The organism is Streptomyces kryoterrae (assembly GCF_054072135.1).
The window spans coordinates 9,053,938-9,069,236 of the sequence record NZ_CM133358.1 but is presented as its reverse complement, the minus strand read 5'-3'; the positions used below and the strand labels follow the sequence as shown (position 1 = coordinate 9,069,236).

Annotated in this window: 16 protein-coding genes, 1 tRNA gene and 1 pseudogene; 12 read left to right on the top strand and 6 right to left on the bottom strand. The window is 70.9% G+C overall.

Annotation, left to right across the window (positions count from 1 at the left end; all coding sequences use genetic code 11):
• Positions 1–65: 65 nt before the first annotated feature.
• The 10 genes from ACW4TU_RS40375 (at position 66) to serS (ending at position 9,518) form a co-directional block, all read left to right on the top strand.
• A complete protein-coding gene (locus ACW4TU_RS40375) occupies positions 66–1,349 on the top strand; it encodes an aspartate aminotransferase family protein (RefSeq protein WP_457421709.1) in 1,284 nt (427 codons plus the stop codon).
• A gap of 2 nt (positions 1,350–1,351) precedes the next feature.
• On the top strand, positions 1,352–1,834 hold the full coding sequence (locus tag ACW4TU_RS40370) for a type II toxin-antitoxin system RatA family toxin (protein ID WP_457421707.1): 483 nt from the start codon (positions 1,352–1,354) through the stop codon (positions 1,832–1,834).
• A 6-nt stretch (positions 1,835–1,840) separates the two neighbouring features.
• Positions 1,841–2,395 carry a hypothetical protein gene (locus ACW4TU_RS40365; protein WP_457421706.1) on the top strand — a complete coding sequence of 185 codons (555 nt, stop codon included), beginning with the start codon at positions 1,841–1,843 and terminating at the stop codon, positions 2,393–2,395.
• A complete protein-coding gene (locus ACW4TU_RS40360) occupies positions 2,392–2,946 on the top strand; it encodes a flavin reductase family protein (RefSeq protein WP_457421704.1) in 555 nt (184 codons plus the stop codon). Before ACW4TU_RS40365 ends, ACW4TU_RS40360 begins: the two co-directional genes overlap by 4 nt.
• Positions 2,943–3,926: a ferritin family protein gene (locus ACW4TU_RS40355; protein ID WP_457421702.1), complete on the top strand. Its 984-nt coding sequence runs from the start codon at positions 2,943–2,945 to the stop codon at positions 3,924–3,926. The genes ACW4TU_RS40360 and ACW4TU_RS40355 overlap by 4 nt, the downstream gene beginning before the upstream one ends.
• Positions 3,923–4,945, top strand: coding sequence for a beta-ketoacyl-ACP synthase III (locus tag ACW4TU_RS40350; RefSeq protein ID WP_457421700.1), 1,023 nt, complete (start codon positions 3,923–3,925; stop codon positions 4,943–4,945). The genes ACW4TU_RS40355 and ACW4TU_RS40350 overlap by 4 nt, the downstream gene beginning before the upstream one ends.
• Positions 4,946–5,030: 85 nt before the next feature.
• Complete coding sequence (locus ACW4TU_RS40345) at positions 5,031–5,261, top strand: phosphopantetheine-binding protein (protein WP_189148614.1); 231 nt, start codon at positions 5,031–5,033, stop codon at positions 5,259–5,261.
• Positions 5,261–6,481 (top strand): beta-ketoacyl-[acyl-carrier-protein] synthase family protein, encoded by a 1,221-nt coding sequence (locus ACW4TU_RS40340; RefSeq protein ID WP_457421698.1) that lies wholly within the window; start codon positions 5,261–5,263, stop codon positions 6,479–6,481. Before ACW4TU_RS40345 ends, ACW4TU_RS40340 begins: the two co-directional genes overlap by 1 nt.
• Before the next feature lie 204 nt (positions 6,482–6,685).
• Positions 6,686–8,239, top strand: coding sequence for an APC family permease (locus ACW4TU_RS40335; protein WP_457421696.1), 1,554 nt, complete (start codon positions 6,686–6,688; stop codon positions 8,237–8,239).
• Entirely contained in the window at positions 8,232–9,518 is a 1,287-nt protein-coding gene (gene serS, locus ACW4TU_RS40330) for a serine--tRNA ligase (RefSeq protein ID WP_457421694.1), read from the top strand. Before ACW4TU_RS40335 ends, serS begins: the two co-directional genes overlap by 8 nt.
• Before the next feature lie 107 nt (positions 9,519–9,625).
• Here the strand turns inward: serS and fabI are convergent, their stop codons facing one another.
• From fabI to ACW4TU_RS40300, 6 genes are all read right to left on the bottom strand, one after another.
• Complete coding sequence (fabI, locus tag ACW4TU_RS40325) at positions 9,626–10,390, bottom strand: enoyl-ACP reductase FabI (RefSeq protein WP_457421692.1); 765 nt, start codon at positions 10,388–10,390, stop codon at positions 9,626–9,628.
• A complete protein-coding gene (gene fdxA / locus ACW4TU_RS40320) occupies positions 10,387–10,713 on the bottom strand; it encodes a ferredoxin (protein WP_189148620.1) in 327 nt (108 codons plus the stop codon). Before fdxA ends, fabI begins: the two co-directional genes overlap by 4 nt.
• Positions 10,714–10,762: 49 nt before the next feature.
• The gene (locus tag ACW4TU_RS40315) at positions 10,763–12,154 is read right to left on the bottom strand and encodes an MFS transporter (RefSeq protein ID WP_457421689.1); all 1,392 of its coding nucleotides are present in this window, start codon (positions 12,152–12,154) and stop codon (positions 10,763–10,765) included.
• Between the two features lie 107 nt (positions 12,155–12,261).
• A complete protein-coding gene (locus tag ACW4TU_RS40310) occupies positions 12,262–13,359 on the bottom strand; it encodes a fatty acid desaturase family protein (RefSeq protein ID WP_457421687.1) in 1,098 nt (365 codons plus the stop codon).
• Between the two features lie 292 nt (positions 13,360–13,651).
• Positions 13,652–13,810: a hypothetical protein gene (locus ACW4TU_RS40305; RefSeq protein WP_457421685.1), complete on the bottom strand. Its 159-nt coding sequence runs from the start codon at positions 13,808–13,810 to the stop codon at positions 13,652–13,654.
• Positions 13,811–13,851: 41 nt separating this feature from the next.
• A complete protein-coding gene (locus tag ACW4TU_RS40300) occupies positions 13,852–14,847 on the bottom strand; it encodes a DUF2156 domain-containing protein (RefSeq protein ID WP_457421683.1) in 996 nt (331 codons plus the stop codon).
• Positions 14,848–15,023: 176 nt separating this feature from the next.
• Here ACW4TU_RS40300 and ACW4TU_RS40295 point away from each other — a divergent pair.
• Together ACW4TU_RS40295 and ACW4TU_RS40290 are read left to right on the top strand one after the other, a co-directional pair.
• Positions 15,024–15,118, top strand: a tRNA-OTHER gene (locus ACW4TU_RS40295).
• 31 nt (positions 15,119–15,149) lie between these two features.
• Positions 15,150–15,241 (top strand): annotated as a pseudogene (locus ACW4TU_RS40290).
• Positions 15,242–15,299: the final 58 nt, after the last annotated feature.

Here is a 15,299-nt window from a genome sequence, read left to right as displayed (position 1 = left end):
CCCTGCCCCGGGAGACCGCTGTGCCGCCCGGCGGCACCAGAACCGTCCATTGGAGTGAGAGATCCATGACCGTGATCCAGGAGGCCGCCTCGGACACCGAGGCACGGATCCTCGGCCTGTACCGGGCCCATCTGAGCAAGGGCCGGGCCACCCTCGCCGAACTCTTCGGCAGCCACATGGAGGTGGCGTCCGAAGGCGCCTGGCTCACCGCGAGCGACGGTGAGCGCTTCCTCAACGCGGGCGGCTACGGCGTGTTCATCATGGGCGCCCGCCATCCCATCGTGATGGAGGAGGTGGAGCGCCAGCTGCGTACCCACCCCACCGCCACCCGCATCCTGCTCGAACCCACCGTGGCCCTCGCCGCCGAGGCCCTCGTCTCCGTGCTGCCCGAGGGCCTGGACCGCGTGCACTTCGCGCTGAGCGGGGCGGAGGCGGTCGAGACCGGCCTCAAGCTGGCCCGCGCGGGCGGTTACAAGCGGACCGTCTCGATGAACGGCGGCTACCACGGCAAGACGCTGGGCGCGTTGTCCGCCACCGCGAAGGAGGTCTACCAGCGGCCGTTCCGGCCCCTGATACCCGACTTCCTGCACCTGCCGTTCGGCGACGCGGACGCACTGGAGGCGGAGCTCTCCGCCCACCCCGGCGAGGTCTGCGTCATCCTCGAACCCGTCCAGGGCGAGGGCGGCGTCATCATTCCGCCCAAGGGCTACCTCAAGCGCGTCGAGGAACTGGTCCGCGCCCACGACGGGTTCCTGATCCTCGACGAGGTCCAGTCCGGTTTCGGCCGGCTCGGTGAGTGGTGGGGTGCGGACATCGAGGGTGTGGTGCCCGACGTGCTGCTCGCGGGCAAGGCACTCGGCGGCGGTGTGCTGCCGGTCTCCGCGGCCGTGGCGACCCGCAAGGCCTTCCGCCCCTTCGACAAGGACCCGTACGTCCACACGGCGACCTTCTCCGGCCAGCCGGTGCTGATGGCCGCGGTGCGCGGCGCGATCCGGGCGGTCAAGGAGGAACGGCTGATCACCCGGGCCGCCGACCTGGGGGCGGCGCTGCTGCCCCGGATCTCGGAGATCGCGTACCGCAACATCCCCGAACTGGTGGTGGAGGTGCGCGGCCAGGGCCTGCTCATCGGGATCGAGCTGGTCGAGGCCGGTCTCGCCGGCGAGCTGCTGATCGAGCTCTTCAACCACGGAGTGGTCGCCAACCACTCCATGAACGGCAGCTCGGTGGTGCGGTTCACGCCGCCCGCCGTGCTGAGCGACACCGATGTGGAGTTCCTCCTCAACTCCTTCGACCTGGCCACCCGCGATCTGGTGCGGGGCGCGGCCACCATGCCGGAAGGCGGTAACTGATCGTGCGGCACGTCGAACTGGATGCACTGATACCCGCGGAGCAGGCCGAAGCGGTCTACGACTCCGTACGGCGCTGGGAGCGGTACCCGGACCTGGCGCCCCATGTGAACGCGACCACCGTGCACGCCACCTACCCCGACGAGAACGCCAGTTCCAGCTGGGAACTGCACTTCCGCAGCGGTCTGCTCCGCTGGACCGAGTCCGACGTCTTCGTGCCGGAGCGGGGTGAGATCCGCTTCGAGCAGACCGACGGCGACTTCGACTCCTTCACCGGCACCTGGACCCTGGTCCAGCAGGGCGCCGATGTCTCCGTGCGGTTCGCGGCCGACTTCGACTTCGGTATCCCGAGCCTGGAGGGAATCCTCGACCCGATCGCCGAGCGGGTCATCAAGGAGACCGTCGCCTGGGCGCTGGCCGGGCTGTTCCCCGCCGTACGGCTGTCGGGCGGCGTGGAGCTCATCACGCCCGCCGCCGTGGGGAGCTGACCGGCCATGGACCAGGCGAACCCCTTCGAGACACCACGGACGTACTCGCTGCACCGGGCCGAGTACCTGGTGGGCCTCGCCGTCACCACGGGGCTGATCATCGCCCACTTCGGGGAGATCCGCTGGCTGCCGGCCATCGCGCTCTTCCTCTACATCGACCTCATCGGCTACATCCCGGGCGCCATCGCCTTCAAGCGGGCCGGCGGCCGGCCGATCCACAAGGCGTACTACGTCCTCTACAACACGATGCACAGTCTCATCACGCAGGGCGCGGTGGCCGCGCTGTGGTGCTGGCTGGTCAAGCCCGAGTGGGCGCTGCTGGTGCTGCCCTTCCATCTCTTCGGTGACCGCGGGCTGTTCGGCAACTTCATGAAATCGTTCGCGCTGCCCTTCGAGCCGGTGCGCCAGCCCGGCTACCTGCGGCTCCTCGACGACCTGGGGATCGCCCACCCCAAGCCGGCCGGGCACGTCGTGGACCCGGTTCCGGTCGGTCACGTTCCCGGGCCCCGGGTCCGTCAGGAGCGCCAGGAGCGCCAGGAGCGCCAGGAGGCCGTGCGATGAGCACCGTCACCCAGGTGCGGAGCGCACGCCGTCCGGTGCGGCAGGACCCGGCGGAGCGACGCCGGGCGCTGTACCACCTGGCGTCACCCGTCTCCGTGCTGACCGTGGGCCACGAGGGCACCGCGCACGGCACGACGGCGAGCACGGTCACCCTGGTGTCCCGGGAGCCCCTGCTGGTCGGGGTGGTCCTCGGGGCCGACTCGTCCTTCGCCCGGCTCGCGGCGGCCGAGGGCCGGTTCGCGATCAACGTACTCGGCGGTGAACAGGCCGATGTGGCAAGGCACTTCGCGAACCGAGCGCGCCTCGCGGGTGACGGGCAGTTCGCGGGACTCGCGTGGACGGCCGACTCGTACGCCCACGCTCCGCTGATCGCCGGCGCGCTCGCGCACTACACCTGCCGGTTCCACTCCACGCACTCGACGGGTGACAGCGAGCTGCTGCTCGGTTACGTCGTCCGCGCGACCGCCGGTGACGGGCCGCCCCTGCTCAGCCATGCCGGCGGTCTGTTCACCGGTTCCCTGCACCCCGCGAAGGAGACATCGGCGTCATGACCGGTTCTGTGGCCCCCGAGGCCGACTGGGACAAGGCTCCCGGCCTGCTCGACGGCGCGAAGGAGCTCACGCTCGGCCCCGAGGAGTGCAACCTCGCCTACTGGTTCACCTCGGTGGCGCAGGGCACGCTGCGCGACCGGGGCGAGACAGGTCACCACGTGGACGCCACCGTGCCCGAGTTCCTGCGGGAGCCCGGTCCGCTGCGCGACGCGCTGGTCCTGGAGTTCGGTTTCCGCGGCCTGTCCGAGGAGATCGCGACCCGGCTGCTCGGTCACTACGTGGCCATTGCGCCAGGTGTACCCGAACTGGAGTTCTATGCAACGCAGTTGATCGACGAGGCACGGCACGCCCGCGTCTTCCGCAACCATCTGGTCGAGCTGGGCATCCCCGCGGACACCCTGCTCGCGGACATCGACGAGATGGCCCGGGACTACCGCAAGCGGGTCCTGGACCCGGTGGTCGACTTCACCCTCGACATCGTCCGTGACCAGGCCGACTTCCCGGGCGGGGTCGCCGTGTTCGCCATCGTCATCGAGGGCGTGCTCGCCCCGGCCGCCGAACTGAGCGAGCGCAAGTGGACTCCCCTCTCCCCCGCCACCGGTGAGATCTCCCGCGGCACCGCCATCGACGAGATCCGCCACCTCACCGTGGCCAGCACGATCCTGCGCGACCACGTGGCCCGTTTCCCCGAGTACCGCCCGCGCCTCCTGGAGATCCTGCGGGCCGGGGTGCGGCTCTGGGACGAGATCCCCGACCGCGAGTTCGTCATCCACCGTGAGGAACTCTTCCAGCAGGGCATGGCCCAGCACGCCGAGCGCATCGGCGACTACGAGATCTGGCCCGGCGTACGGATGCTCGACACCACCCCGGAGCAGCGCTACGACATGGCCGAGCAGTGGACCGACGAGATGGCCGAGTCCCGTATGGCGTACATGGGCCTGCCCCTGGGGGTCCTGAGCAGTCCCGGGGCCGACAGGTGAGCGGTGGCGCGGCGGTGCTCGGGCGGGCGGCCGTGGTCGACGGGATCGGGGGGTACGTGCCCCCCGATCTGGTGACCAACGACGATCTGGCACAGCGTCTGGACACCTCCGACGCCTGGATCCGGTCGCGCACCGGCATCGCCGAGCGGTACATGGTGTCGCCCGGCACCGCCACCTCGGACCTGGCCGTGGAGGCCGGCCTGCGCGCGCTGAAGTCGGCGGGCGACGGCCGGGTGGACGCGGTCGTCCTGGCCACCACCACACCCGACCAGCCCTGTCCCGGAACCGCCCCGCAGGTGGCGGCCCGGCTCGGCCTCGGTCAGGTCGCCGCGTTCGACGTGGCCGCTGTCTGCTCCGGCTTCCTGTACGGCCTGGCCGCCGCTTCCGGGCTGATCGCCGCCAACATCGCCGACCGTGTCCTGCTCATCGCGGCCGACGCGTTCACCACGATCGTCAACCCGGCCGACCGCACCACCGCGGTGATCTTCGCGGACGGGGCGGGCGCGGTGGTCCTGCGGGCCGGCGCGGCGTCCGAGCCGGGTGCGCTCGGACCACTGGTCCTCGGCAGCGACGGCGAGCTGAGCCATCTCATCGAGGTGCCGGCCGGCGGTTCGCGGCAGCGCTCGGCCGGTCCCCCGGCCGATCCGGACGACCAGTACTTCCGGATGCTGGGCCGCGACACCTACCGGCACGCCGTGGAACGGATGACCAGCGCGTCGACGCAGGCGGCGGAGCTGGCCGGCTGGCGCCTCGACGACGTCGACCGGTTCGCGGCACACCAGGCGAACGCCCGCATCCTCACCTCGGTCGCGGAGCGTCTCGCCATCCCGGCCGAGCGGCAGCTCAGCAACATCGAGCAGGTCGGCAACACCGGCGCCGCCTCGATCCCGCTGCTGCTGGCGCAGGCGGCCTCCGACGGCAGGCTGAGCGCGGGACACCGGGTGCTGCTCACCGCGTTCGGCGGCGGGCTGTCATGGGGTGCGACCACCCTGGTCTGGCCCGAGGTGCACTCGGTCTGACCTCCCGTCACCGCCCGCCGCACCCCCGCCGGTCCACCTTCCCGACCCTCTCGTCACCCGCATCACCCAACCGAAAGGAACCGTCATGCTGGAGCAGCTCAAGGACATCCTGTCCAACAAGCTCAAGGTGTCGCCGGAGTCCATCACCCCGGAGGCCACCCGCGAGGACATCGAGCTGGATTCGCTGGCCGTGGTGGAACTCTCGTTGCTGCTCAAGTCCGAACTGGACCTGGACATCAGCGACGACGACCTCCTGGAGGCCGAGACCGTGGCCGACATGGTCCGGCTCATGGAGGAGCGGAGCGCGAAGGTCTGATGGCCGGCATCGACATCGCCGTCACCGGACTCGGTCTGGTCACGCCGGGCGGCGTCGGGGTCGAGGCGAGCTGGGCGGCGGTCTGTGACGGCAGGCCCGCCGCCCGGCTCGATCCCACGCTGGCGGACAACCCGGTACGCATCTCCTGTCGGGTACCGGGTTTCGACCCGGAACGCCTGCTGAGCGCCCGCCGGGCCCACCGCCTGGACCGGTTCGTACAGTTCGCGCTGGTCGCCGCGCACGAGGCGGTGGCCGACGCGGGCCTCGATCCGCAGACCTGGGACGGGGCACGCGTCGGAGTGGTCCTCGGCTGCGCCGACGGAGGTCCCGGCACGGTCGAGGAACAGCACCATGTGCTGCGGGAGCAGGGCGCCCACCGGGTGTCCCCGCTGCTGCTGCCCATGCAGCTGCCGAACATGCTGGCCGGTCAGACGGCCATCGAGTTCGGGGCCACCGGGCCCAACCTGGTGGTGGCCACGGCCTGCGCGTCGGGCGCCACCGCGATCGGAACGGCCCGGGACCTGCTCGCCCTGGGGCGCTGCGACATCGTCCTGGCGGGCGGCAGCGAGGCCATGATCACTCCCCTGGTCATGGCGGGCTTCGCCCAGATGGGCGCGCTGTCCCGCAGGGAGGACGACCCGGCCACCGCGTCGCGGCCGTTCGACATCGACCGGGACGGGTTCGTCGCCGGGGAGGGCGCCGGGATCCTCGTCATGGAACGCGTCGAGGACGCCCGGGCCCGGGGTGCGCACATCCACGGCCGGATCGTCGGTTACGGAGCCACCGCGGACGCCCACCACATGACGTCGCCGCATCCGGACGGCGCCGGTGTCGAGGCGGCGGTCCGCGCGGCCCTCGCCGACGCCGGCGCCGACCCGGACGACGTCCAGCACGTGAACGCCCACGGCACCTCGACTCCGCTGAACGATCTCGCCGAGGGCCGCATGATCCGCCGCACCCTCCAGGGAGACCCCCTGGTCACCTCCACGAAGGGAGTCACCGGCCATCTGCTGGGCGCGGCGGGCGCGGTGGAGGCGGCGTTCACGCTGCTGAGCATCGAGCGCGAAATGGTGCCGCCGGTCGCCAACCTGTCCATCCCCGACCCCCGGATCGAAGTGAAACTGGCCCTCAACGCGACCTCCATGCCCATCGACCTGGCCCTCAGCAACTCGTGCGGCTTCGGTGGCCAGAACACCGTCCTGGCCGTCGCCCCCGCCTGACATCCCGCGTACGGCGCACAGCACCTGACCGGCCACCGGGAGGCGGCCGGTCCGCACGGACGGGGCGAACGGGCCCGTCCGGCGGGCCGGCCGGACCGGCCGGGCGTGTCCTGACCGCACCCGCTTCCTCCTGTTCTCCGCGCGCTCCGTTCTCGCGCGCGCTTTCCGCTTCCCCCGTCCGTCCTGTCCCCACCTGGAGTCACCATGCCCGAGAGCAGTTCTCCTCCGACGGAAGACCGGCCGGGGCAGCTCGGCACCCGTCACATCCTCTTCCTGATCGTCGCGGCGGCCGCTCCGCTGTCCGCGATGGTCGGCACGGTGCCGCTCGCCTTCGCGTTCGGCAACGGCGCGGGCGTCCCGGCCGCCTTCGTCCTCGCCGGGGTCATCCTGTTCTGCTTCTCCGTCGGGTTCGCCGTCAGCGCCCGCCGCACCGGCGGCTCCGGCGGCTTCTACGCCTCGACGGCGGACGGACTGGGCCGCCCGCCCGCCGTCGCCGCGGGCTACCTCGCCCTGCTCGCCTACAACTGCGCCACCATCGGCCTCGCCGGAGCGCTGGGCTACTTCACCCAACTGGTGCTGGCGGCTCACGACATCACCGTGTCCTGGCAGTGGTGCGCAGCCGTGGGTCTGGCCGGGGTCGCCGTGCTCGGCTACCGGGAGATCGCGATCAGTGTCCGGGTGCTGGCCCTCCTGATGGCGGGCGAGATCGGCGTGCTCCTCGCCCTGGACGTGGCGATCCTCGCCCGGCACGGTCTGTCGGCGCTGCCCACGGCCTCGTTCGCGCCGCACGTGTTCACCGGTCCCGGGCTGGGCGTGGCACTGATGTTCGCGTTCGTCTCCTACATCGGCTTCGAGTCGGCCGCCCTGTACGGCAAGGAGGCACGGGATCCGGCGCGCAGTGTCCCCCGGGCCACCTGGGCCGCCGTCGTACTGATCACCGTGTTCTACGCGCTCACCAGTTGGCTCACGGTCGGTGCGCTCGGTGCCGGCAAGGTGCGTGAGGTGGCGAGCGCGCAGATGGGCGACCTGTTCTTCGTGCTCGGCGACGACCTCCTCGGCACCGCGGGGAGCACCGGCCTCCAGATCCTGCTCTGCACCAGCCTGTTCGCCGCGACCCTCGCCCTGCACGGCGCCGCCAACCGGTACGCCCAGGTGCTCGCCGAGGACGGGCTGCTGCCCTCGGCCCTGGGCGCCGTGCACCCCCGGCACCGCTCCCCGCACCGGGCGAGCCTGGCCCAGAGCGCGCTGACGGCCCTGGTGGTCGGGGGCTTCGCGGTCGCCGGCCTGGACCCGTACGCGGATCTCACCACCAGCATGCTGGGCCTCGGCACGCTGGGCATCGTCGTCCTCCAGGCGCTGGCCGCGGCGGCCGTCCTCGGGCTGCGGCTGCGGCACCGGCACCAACTGCCGAAGGCGCACCTGTGGCGGGAGATCGTCGCACCGGTGCTCGGCCTCGCCGGCCTCGTGGCCTCCGTGTGGCTGGTGACCGGCAATTTCGCCATGCTCACCGGTTCGCCCGATCCCCTGATCGCCAAGCTGCCGTGGCTGCTGGTGGCGACGGCGGTATGCGGTCTGGCGTACGCGGCCCGGCTGCGCCGGACCCACCCCGACCGCTACCAACGGCTCGGCACCCGTCACCTCACCACCACCGGCCCCGTCGCCCCGACCGTTGCCACGGTCGGACCCGACACGGCGGCCGGCACACCGGTATCCGCCGTCCGCCTCCTCGAACCCTCCCCGGGAGACCGCCATGCATGATCCACGTGAGCTGCTCGACGACGGGCCGGCCGCCGTGCGGCGGCTGGCCCGTCGTCGCCACGTCCTCGATCTGGACGCCCTGTCCGAGGCCCTGAGCCGCCGGACCGGGGCCCAGGCCGAGGTGACCCGGCTGCGGACCGAGCTGAACCGGGCCTCGCGCGGTGGCGCCCGGTCCGGTCCGCCCTCCGAGGAGGCCAAGGAGCGGGCGCGCACGCTGCGCGCCGAGGTCCAGCGGGCCGAGGCGACGGCCAGAACCACGAGCCAGGACCTCACCGACCTGCTGCTCACCGTGCCCAACATCCCTCTGGACACGGTCCCGGACGGCGACTCCGAGAAGGAGGCGGTGGAGATACGCCGGGGCGGCCCGCCCCCGCGCGACTCCGCCGGCGCCCGCCACCACTCCGACCTCGGCGAGTCGCTCGCCGTCCTGGACTCCCCGGCCGCGGCCCGGCTCTCCGGTGCCCGCTTCAGCGTCGCCCGGGGTGCCGGGGCCCGTCTGGAGCGTGCCCTGGCCGACTTCTTCCTCGATCTGCACACGCGGGAGCACGGCTACACGGAGCACTCCGTGCCGTTCCTCGTCAGCCGGGACACCATGACGGGAACCGGCCAACTGCCCAAATTCGAGGAGGACCTGTTCCGCACCCAGGTCGGCGATCGTGAACTGTTCCTGATCCCCACCGCCGAGGTCCCGCTCACCAACCTGCTCGCGGGACAGCTTGTCGACGCCCGAGAACTGCCTTACGCCTTCACCGCCCGCACGCCCTGTTTCCGCGCGGAGGCCGGGGCGTACGGCCGGGACACCCGGGGCATTCTGCGCCTGCACCAGTTCGAGAAGGTGGAGCTGGTGCGCGTGTGCGCCCCCGAGGACGCCCAGGCCGAGCTCGAACTGATGGTGGAGCACGCCGAGACGTGTCTGCGGCTCCTGGAACTCTCGTACCGTGTCGTCCTGTTGCCGGCCGGCGATCTGGGTTTCTCGGCACGGATGACGTACGACATCGAGGTGTGGCTGCCGGGCATCGACGCCTACCGCGAGATCTCCTCGGTGTCCGACTGCGGCACCTTCCAGGCGCGTCGGGCCGACATCCGGCACCGCACGCCGGACGGGCGCAAGCGCCCGGTGGCCACCCTCAACGGCTCGGCGCTGCCCGTCGGGCGCACCGTCGCGGCGCTCCTGGAACAGGGCCAGCAGCCGGACGGTTCGGTCCTGCTCCCCCGCGCCCTCACGCCGTACACCGGCTTCCGCCGCATTCTGCCGGGCGGGAGGACCAGCCCCGACTAGGACGACAGGGTCGACGCCCAGGGGCACAGACAGCGACATGTGACAGGGGCGGGAGCCGGGGTCCACACCCCGGCTCCCGCCCCTGTCACATGTCTCGTGGACCGGGCTCACGCGCCGGTCATGTGCACCCCTCCGTCCACATGGACGATCTCCCCGGTGGTGCGCGGGAAGAAGTCCGACAGGAGTGCGGCCACACCGCGCGCCGCGGGCTCCGGGTCCGTGAGGTCCCAGCCGATGGGGGCCCGGTCGGGCCAGAGGTCCGCGAGCTCCGAGAAGCCCGGGATGGACTTGGCCGCCATGGAGCGCAGCGGCCCGGCGGCGACGAGGTTGCAGCGGATGCCGGACGGCCCCAGGTCGCGGGCGAGGTAGCGGCTGGTCGACTCCAGGGCGGCCTTGGCCACGCCCATCCAGTCGTAGTGCGGCCAGGCGACCTTCGCGTCGAAGGTGAGCCCGACCACCGAGCCACCGCGCCGCTCCATGAGCGGAAGGCAGGCGGTGGTGAGCGACTTGAGGGAGTACGCGGACACGTGTACGGCGGTCGAGACGTCCGCCCAGTCACCGTCGAGGAAGCTGAAGGCGCCCCGCGGCCCGTACGCGATGGAGTGCACGATCCCGTCGAGGCCGTCGACATGGTCGCGCACCTGGTCGGCCAGCCGGTCCAGGTGCTCCTGGTCGGTGACGTCCAGCTCGATCACCGGGGCCGGCTTGGGCAGCCGGGCGGCGACGCGTTCGATGAGGGAGAGCCTGCCGAAACCGGTCAGCACGATCTCGGCGCCCTCCTCCTGCGCGATCCGCGCGACGTGGAAGGCGATGGACGACTCCGTGACCACGCCGGTCACCAGAACACGCTTGCCCGCGAGCAGTCCGCTCATGACCGGGTCACCGCCTGCGGCAGCGCACGGACCAGCGGTGAGTCGTGGTCGAGGGCGCCGAGTGCGGTGGCGCCGCCCGGCGAACCGAGCTCGGCGAAGAAGTCGGCGTTGGACGCACGGTGGTCACCCCACTCCGCGGGGATGTCGTCCTCGAAGCAGATGGCCTCGACGGGACACACGGGTTCACAGGCTCCGCAGTCCACGCATTCGTCGGGCTGGATGTAGAGGGCGCGCCGGCCCTCGTAGATGCAGTCCACGGGGCATTCGTCGATGCAGGACCTGTCCTGCACATCGACACACGGCAGGGCTATGACATAGGTCATCCGAAACTCCTTGGTCCTGTCGGGGGTTCAGGAATCCGTTCGTGGCTCTTCACCGCGACCGCGCACCGTCGACCGAGGTGCCGGTGGTGCGGTCCCCCAGTGCGAGGACCGTGACGGTGAGTACGGCCATCGCGGCGGCGATGACGGCGAACAGGGCGCCGGGACCGTACGCCTGCAGGACGGGCAGCAGCACGAACGGCAGTGCGGCGGCACTGAGTTTGGAGAGCGAGTACGCGGCACCCGACGCGGTGGCGCGGATGGCGGTCGGGTACTGCTCGGAGAGGTAGACGTGCGACACGCTGGAGAAGATGTTGCTGCACAGGGTGTAGACGCAGCCGAACACCACGACGAGGGCGGCGGAGCCGGCGTGGGCGAAGCCCAGGCCGGCCCCCGCCATCGCGGCGGCCGAGACCGCGACCAGCGTCTTGCGTTCGACCCGGTCGATCACGGGGATCGACAGCGCCGAGCCGATGGGGTAACCGAGAAACGACAGGGCGGTGTAGCCCAGGCCCGCGACGATGCCGTACCCCTTGGCGGCGAGGATCTGCGGCGCGAGTGCGCCGAAGCCGTAGTAGCCGACGACGGAGAGCGCACAGAAGATCCACAGCATCAGCGTCCGGCGCCGCAGCCCGGGTTTCAGCACATCGCGCAACCGGGCTCGGGAGGCGTCCCCGGCTTCTCCGGGTGCGTAGCCGCCCGCCAGGGCCGCCGGTGTGCCGGCCGGCACCTCGGCCTCCATCCGGGACACCAGCAGCTCGGCCTCCGCCCCGCGGCCGGCCGACGCCAGCCAGCGCGGCGACTCGATCAGCCGCCGACGCAGAATCCACACCACCGCGGACCCCAGCGAGCCGGCGACGAAGAGCCACCGCCAGCCGTCCACGCCCAGCGGTGACAACGGTACGAGCCACAGGGCCGCGAAGCCCACGGCGGGCACCCCGCAGAAGGCGAGGGTGTAGGCCCAGGCGATGAACCGGCCTCGCCTGGCGGCGGGCAGCACGTCGGCCAGATAGGTGTCGGAGAGGGTCTGTTCGGCGCCGATACCGACGCCGGCCAGGAAGCGGGTCGCGATCAGCCAGGCCGCGTTGGGCGAGAAGGCGCCGAGCAGCGAGAAGGCCGAGTAGATCGCCAGGTTGACCAGGAAGGCCCGGCGGCGACCGTACCGGTCGGCGATCCTGCCGAGCAGCAGCGACCCGAAGAACTGGCCGATGAACGCGGAGGCCAGCACCAGTTTGAGCTCGCTGGTGCCGAAGCCGAAGTCGCTCTGCAGCACCTTGGCGATGGTGCCCGACAGGTTGTTCTCGAAGGTGTCGAAGAGCAGACCGACCCCGACGACCAGGGTGAGTCTGCGATGGGTCGGGGTGATCGGCATACGGTCGAGGCGGGCCCCGATCGAGGCGGGAGCGGAGACTCCTCCGCTCACCGCCTTGGCGGTCTCCAACATGGGCGAGCTCCTAGGAAGGGGAACCGCCCGGGGCACCGGTGGACCCGGGCGTGCGGCCCGGGGGCCGGGGCTGTCGTACGGGAAGGGGATTACGGGTCGGTGCGGGGTCAGGCCGCGCTGCCGGACTCCTGCCGGATGCGTTCGTCCACGTCACCACGCCGTGCGGGCGCGCTGACCTCGTGCAGGAACGAGGCGACCTCTCGGTACGAGGCCCAGAAGCCGACCTCGTGGTAGGGCACCCCGCGCTCGGCGCAGTAGTCGCGGGTGAGTTCGCGGGCCCGGGGCAGGTTCTTCTGCGGCATGGCCGGGAAGAGATGGTGCTCGACCTGGTAGTTGAGACCGCCGTAGAGGAAGTCGATGAGCAGGGACGGGCGGATGTTGCGGGAGGTGAGGACCTGTCGCTCCAGCCAGTCGAGGGTCTCCTCCTCGCCGTCGCGGACCTCCATGCCCTTGTGGTTCGGTGCGAAGATCATCCCGAAGTAGACGCCCAGGGTGGCCTGTTGGACCAGGACGAAGGCGATCGCGAGCGCCGGGGACAGCACGGTGAACACAAGGGTCAGATAGATCGCGGCGCGCAGCACGAGCAGGAACGACTCCAGCACGGGCCGCTTGGTCTCGCCCCGGGCGATCGACTGGACCGCCTGCTTGTGCATCTTGTAGGACTCCAGGACCAGCAGCACGAAGAACAGCACGCTCTGGTGACGCACCACGAACTTCTGTACGGCGGTGCGGCTGGGGTACTGCCTGATGGCGAAGATCGCGGTGCGCCGGCCGATGTCCGGGTCCATGTCCAGGTGGTTGGGGTTGCTGTGGTGCCGGTTGTGGTGGTTGACCCACCAGCCGAAGCTGACCCCGTTGACGAAATCGGCGTGGAAGTAGCCGACGGCCGAGGCGGCCTTCTTGTTGCGGAACATGGCCTTGTGCCCGGCGTCGTGCCACATGAAGGCGGACTGCCCCCCGCACAGGCCCATCCACAGGGCCGTCAGGAGCTGCCACCACGAGTCGCCCAGGGCGAAGAACGCGGCGAATCCGATCAGCAGCAGCGTGGTGTTGAGTACCAGCCGGCCTGTGTAGTAGCGGGGGTCGAGATCGAGGAGGCCCTCCGCCTTGACTCGTTTGAGCAGCTCGGAGAAGGTCGCCGAGGCGCCGGTGCGCCGCTGGTCGGCGACGGTGGCTTCGGCTTCTTGGACGTGCGGACGCTGCATACGTTGCTCTCCTTGGGAGAAGTGCCCGGAGCGGGCGGCGTCGCTGCCCGGCAGACATGCGGGCACCACGGGTCGACGGGTGCTCCCGCGGGCGGTCCCGGCGCGGGGTGGTGTCCGCCCGGCGGGCCCGGACCACTGGAGCACCGTGCGGTACCTCACCGCCCGGGGCCCTGGGCGAACATGTGTCCAGAGTTCCGTGCCACGCTGATGTGGCACTGATACTGGGCTGATCGGTCACCTGGCCGATCGGTCCCGCTCCGTGGCGGACCGATCGGTCGGGCCGGCCGGCCGGTCAGGCCGGGGCCGGTGCTTCCCGCAGACGGACGTCCAGCGCCCGGACCACGTCGTCGGCGGCCCGGGCGACATCCTCGTCGTCGGGGGCGCCGATGACGGCCATGAGCTGCTCGACCATCGCGTGCTGGAGGGTGGCGGTCTCTTCGCTGTCACTCACTGCTCTCAACTCCCTTTCAGGAACGATGTGTTGACGGCTCGTCAGAAGGCGTTGCAGGCACGGAAGATGTGCGCGAAGCCGGGCAGCGAGGCCTGTGGGCCGTCGAAGGCGACGTATTCCGGGATCGTCTCGTCGGGGGCCCACTTCTGCTTGTACGAGAGCTGGGTCTGCGCCGGGTAGAGCGCCGCGCCCTCGGCCCACAGGGCGTGCATCAGCCACTGGAACGCCGGGCTGTGGCCTTCGAGTTCGTGCCCCCCGTCCAGCCCCGTGAAGGGGGTGAATCCGAAGTGCAGCCACTCGACGCCCTCGGCCCGGAACACCTCGATGGCGTGCGCGTTGATGGCCTCCATCAGCCCCGGCGAGCCGTCCGGTATCCGCCGGCTCAGGTCGTGCATCCAGCCGGCCCGGCCGCCGTAGACGGGCGAGTACGAGATGTACGCGACCGGCGCTCCCTCGATGGTCCCGGCGAACAGCCGGCGCTCGGACTGCACCTGCCCGCCGATCTGCCCCACCAGGAACTCCAGGGCCTGCGCACCTCCCTTGGCGCCGAGCCAGGCCTCGTCGATCGCCGCGATCGCGTCCTGCCAGTCCTCGGCCGCCACCTCCTGGATCCGCAGGCCGTTGCGGTGCGCCCGCGAGATCTTGTTGCGCAGCTGCATGAAGCGGCTGCCGCGCAGCGAGAAGTCGGGCAGCCGGACGGCCCACGAGGCGCCGATCTGGTTGACGGTGAACCCGCGCCGCGCGTACCGCTCGGCGTCGGCGCGCTGAAGTTGCACGCCGACGAGGTTCAGCCCCTCGTCCCGCACGTACCGGCGGAAGCCGTCGAGGAGCCCGTCGTAGTCCTCCTCGGCGGCGAAGGGGCCGCCGAGCTGGACGGCGTACCGGCCGGTACGGCGGTAGACGACGACACCGTCCCGGCCGGGCAGGGTGAAAGCGCTGTTTCCGCTGTTGAGCGCCAGAAACGCACTGGGATTCTCGCTCTGTGTGTGACTTCGGACCGCCCTGAGAATCGGGTTGTCCGTAACGGTCGCGGGCATGCCCGTACCCCTTTCGGAAGCTGTTTCGGTCGTTGCGAGTACAGCACCCACGTACCGTCAAGGGGAAGAGCAGAAGTGAATTCCTCTCCACCGTCAGAGACATGTCAGCGCTTTATCAGCGCCCCCTGGCAATGTTGTTCTCGTGAACGGCACGGGAAACCGGAAGCCGGGAACATGGAGAGGTGCCCGGAGTGGTTGATCGGGGATCGTAGAGCTTGTCTCGAGGTCGGGTCTTCATTGGCCCACGCAGGTTCGAATCCTGCCCTCTCCGCGTCGATGGCCGGTTGGTGCGGCCGTTGTCTGGAGAGGTGCCCGGAGTGGTTGATCGGGGACCGAGAGAAGTGTTCGAGGTCGAGTCGGAAGGCTCACGCAGGTTCGAATCCTGCCCTCTCCGCGAAAGTCATTCCGATGACAGCTGTTCATCGGATCCGCCGGGCAGCCCCCCTCCCCGG

Excerpts from the sequence above, each read along its gene's own strand:
- ACW4TU_RS40375 (WP_457421709.1), top strand. The coding sequence starts at position 66 with ATGACCGTGATCCAGGAGGCCGCCTCGGACACCGAGGCACGGATCCTC.
- ACW4TU_RS40365 (WP_457421706.1), top strand. The coding sequence starts at position 1,841 with ATGGACCAGGCGAACCCCTTCGAGACACCACGGACGTACTCGCTGCAC.
- ACW4TU_RS40360 (WP_457421704.1), top strand. The coding sequence starts at position 2,392 with ATGAGCACCGTCACCCAGGTGCGGAGCGCACGCCGTCCGGTGCGGCAG.
- ACW4TU_RS40355 (WP_457421702.1), top strand. The coding sequence starts at position 2,943 with ATGACCGGTTCTGTGGCCCCCGAGGCCGACTGGGACAAGGCTCCCGGC.
- ACW4TU_RS40345 (WP_189148614.1), top strand. The coding sequence starts at position 5,031 with ATGCTGGAGCAGCTCAAGGACATCCTGTCCAACAAGCTCAAGGTGTCG.
- ACW4TU_RS40340 (WP_457421698.1), top strand. The coding sequence starts at position 5,261 with ATGGCCGGCATCGACATCGCCGTCACCGGACTCGGTCTGGTCACGCCG.
- ACW4TU_RS40335 (WP_457421696.1), top strand. The coding sequence starts at position 6,686 with ATGCCCGAGAGCAGTTCTCCTCCGACGGAAGACCGGCCGGGGCAGCTC.
- serS (WP_457421694.1), top strand. The coding sequence starts at position 8,232 with ATGCATGATCCACGTGAGCTGCTCGACGACGGGCCGGCCGCCGTGCGG.
- fabI (WP_457421692.1), bottom strand. The coding sequence starts at position 10,390 with ATGAGCGGACTGCTCGCGGGCAAGCGTGTTCTGGTGACCGGCGTGGTC.
- fdxA (WP_189148620.1), bottom strand. The coding sequence starts at position 10,713 with ATGACCTATGTCATAGCCCTGCCGTGTGTCGATGTGCAGGACAGGTCC.
- ACW4TU_RS40315 (WP_457421689.1), bottom strand. The coding sequence starts at position 12,154 with ATGTTGGAGACCGCCAAGGCGGTGAGCGGAGGAGTCTCCGCTCCCGCC.
- ACW4TU_RS40310 (WP_457421687.1), bottom strand. The coding sequence starts at position 13,359 with ATGCAGCGTCCGCACGTCCAAGAAGCCGAAGCCACCGTCGCCGACCAG.
- ACW4TU_RS40300 (WP_457421683.1), bottom strand. The coding sequence starts at position 14,847 with ATGCCCGCGACCGTTACGGACAACCCGATTCTCAGGGCGGTCCGAAGT.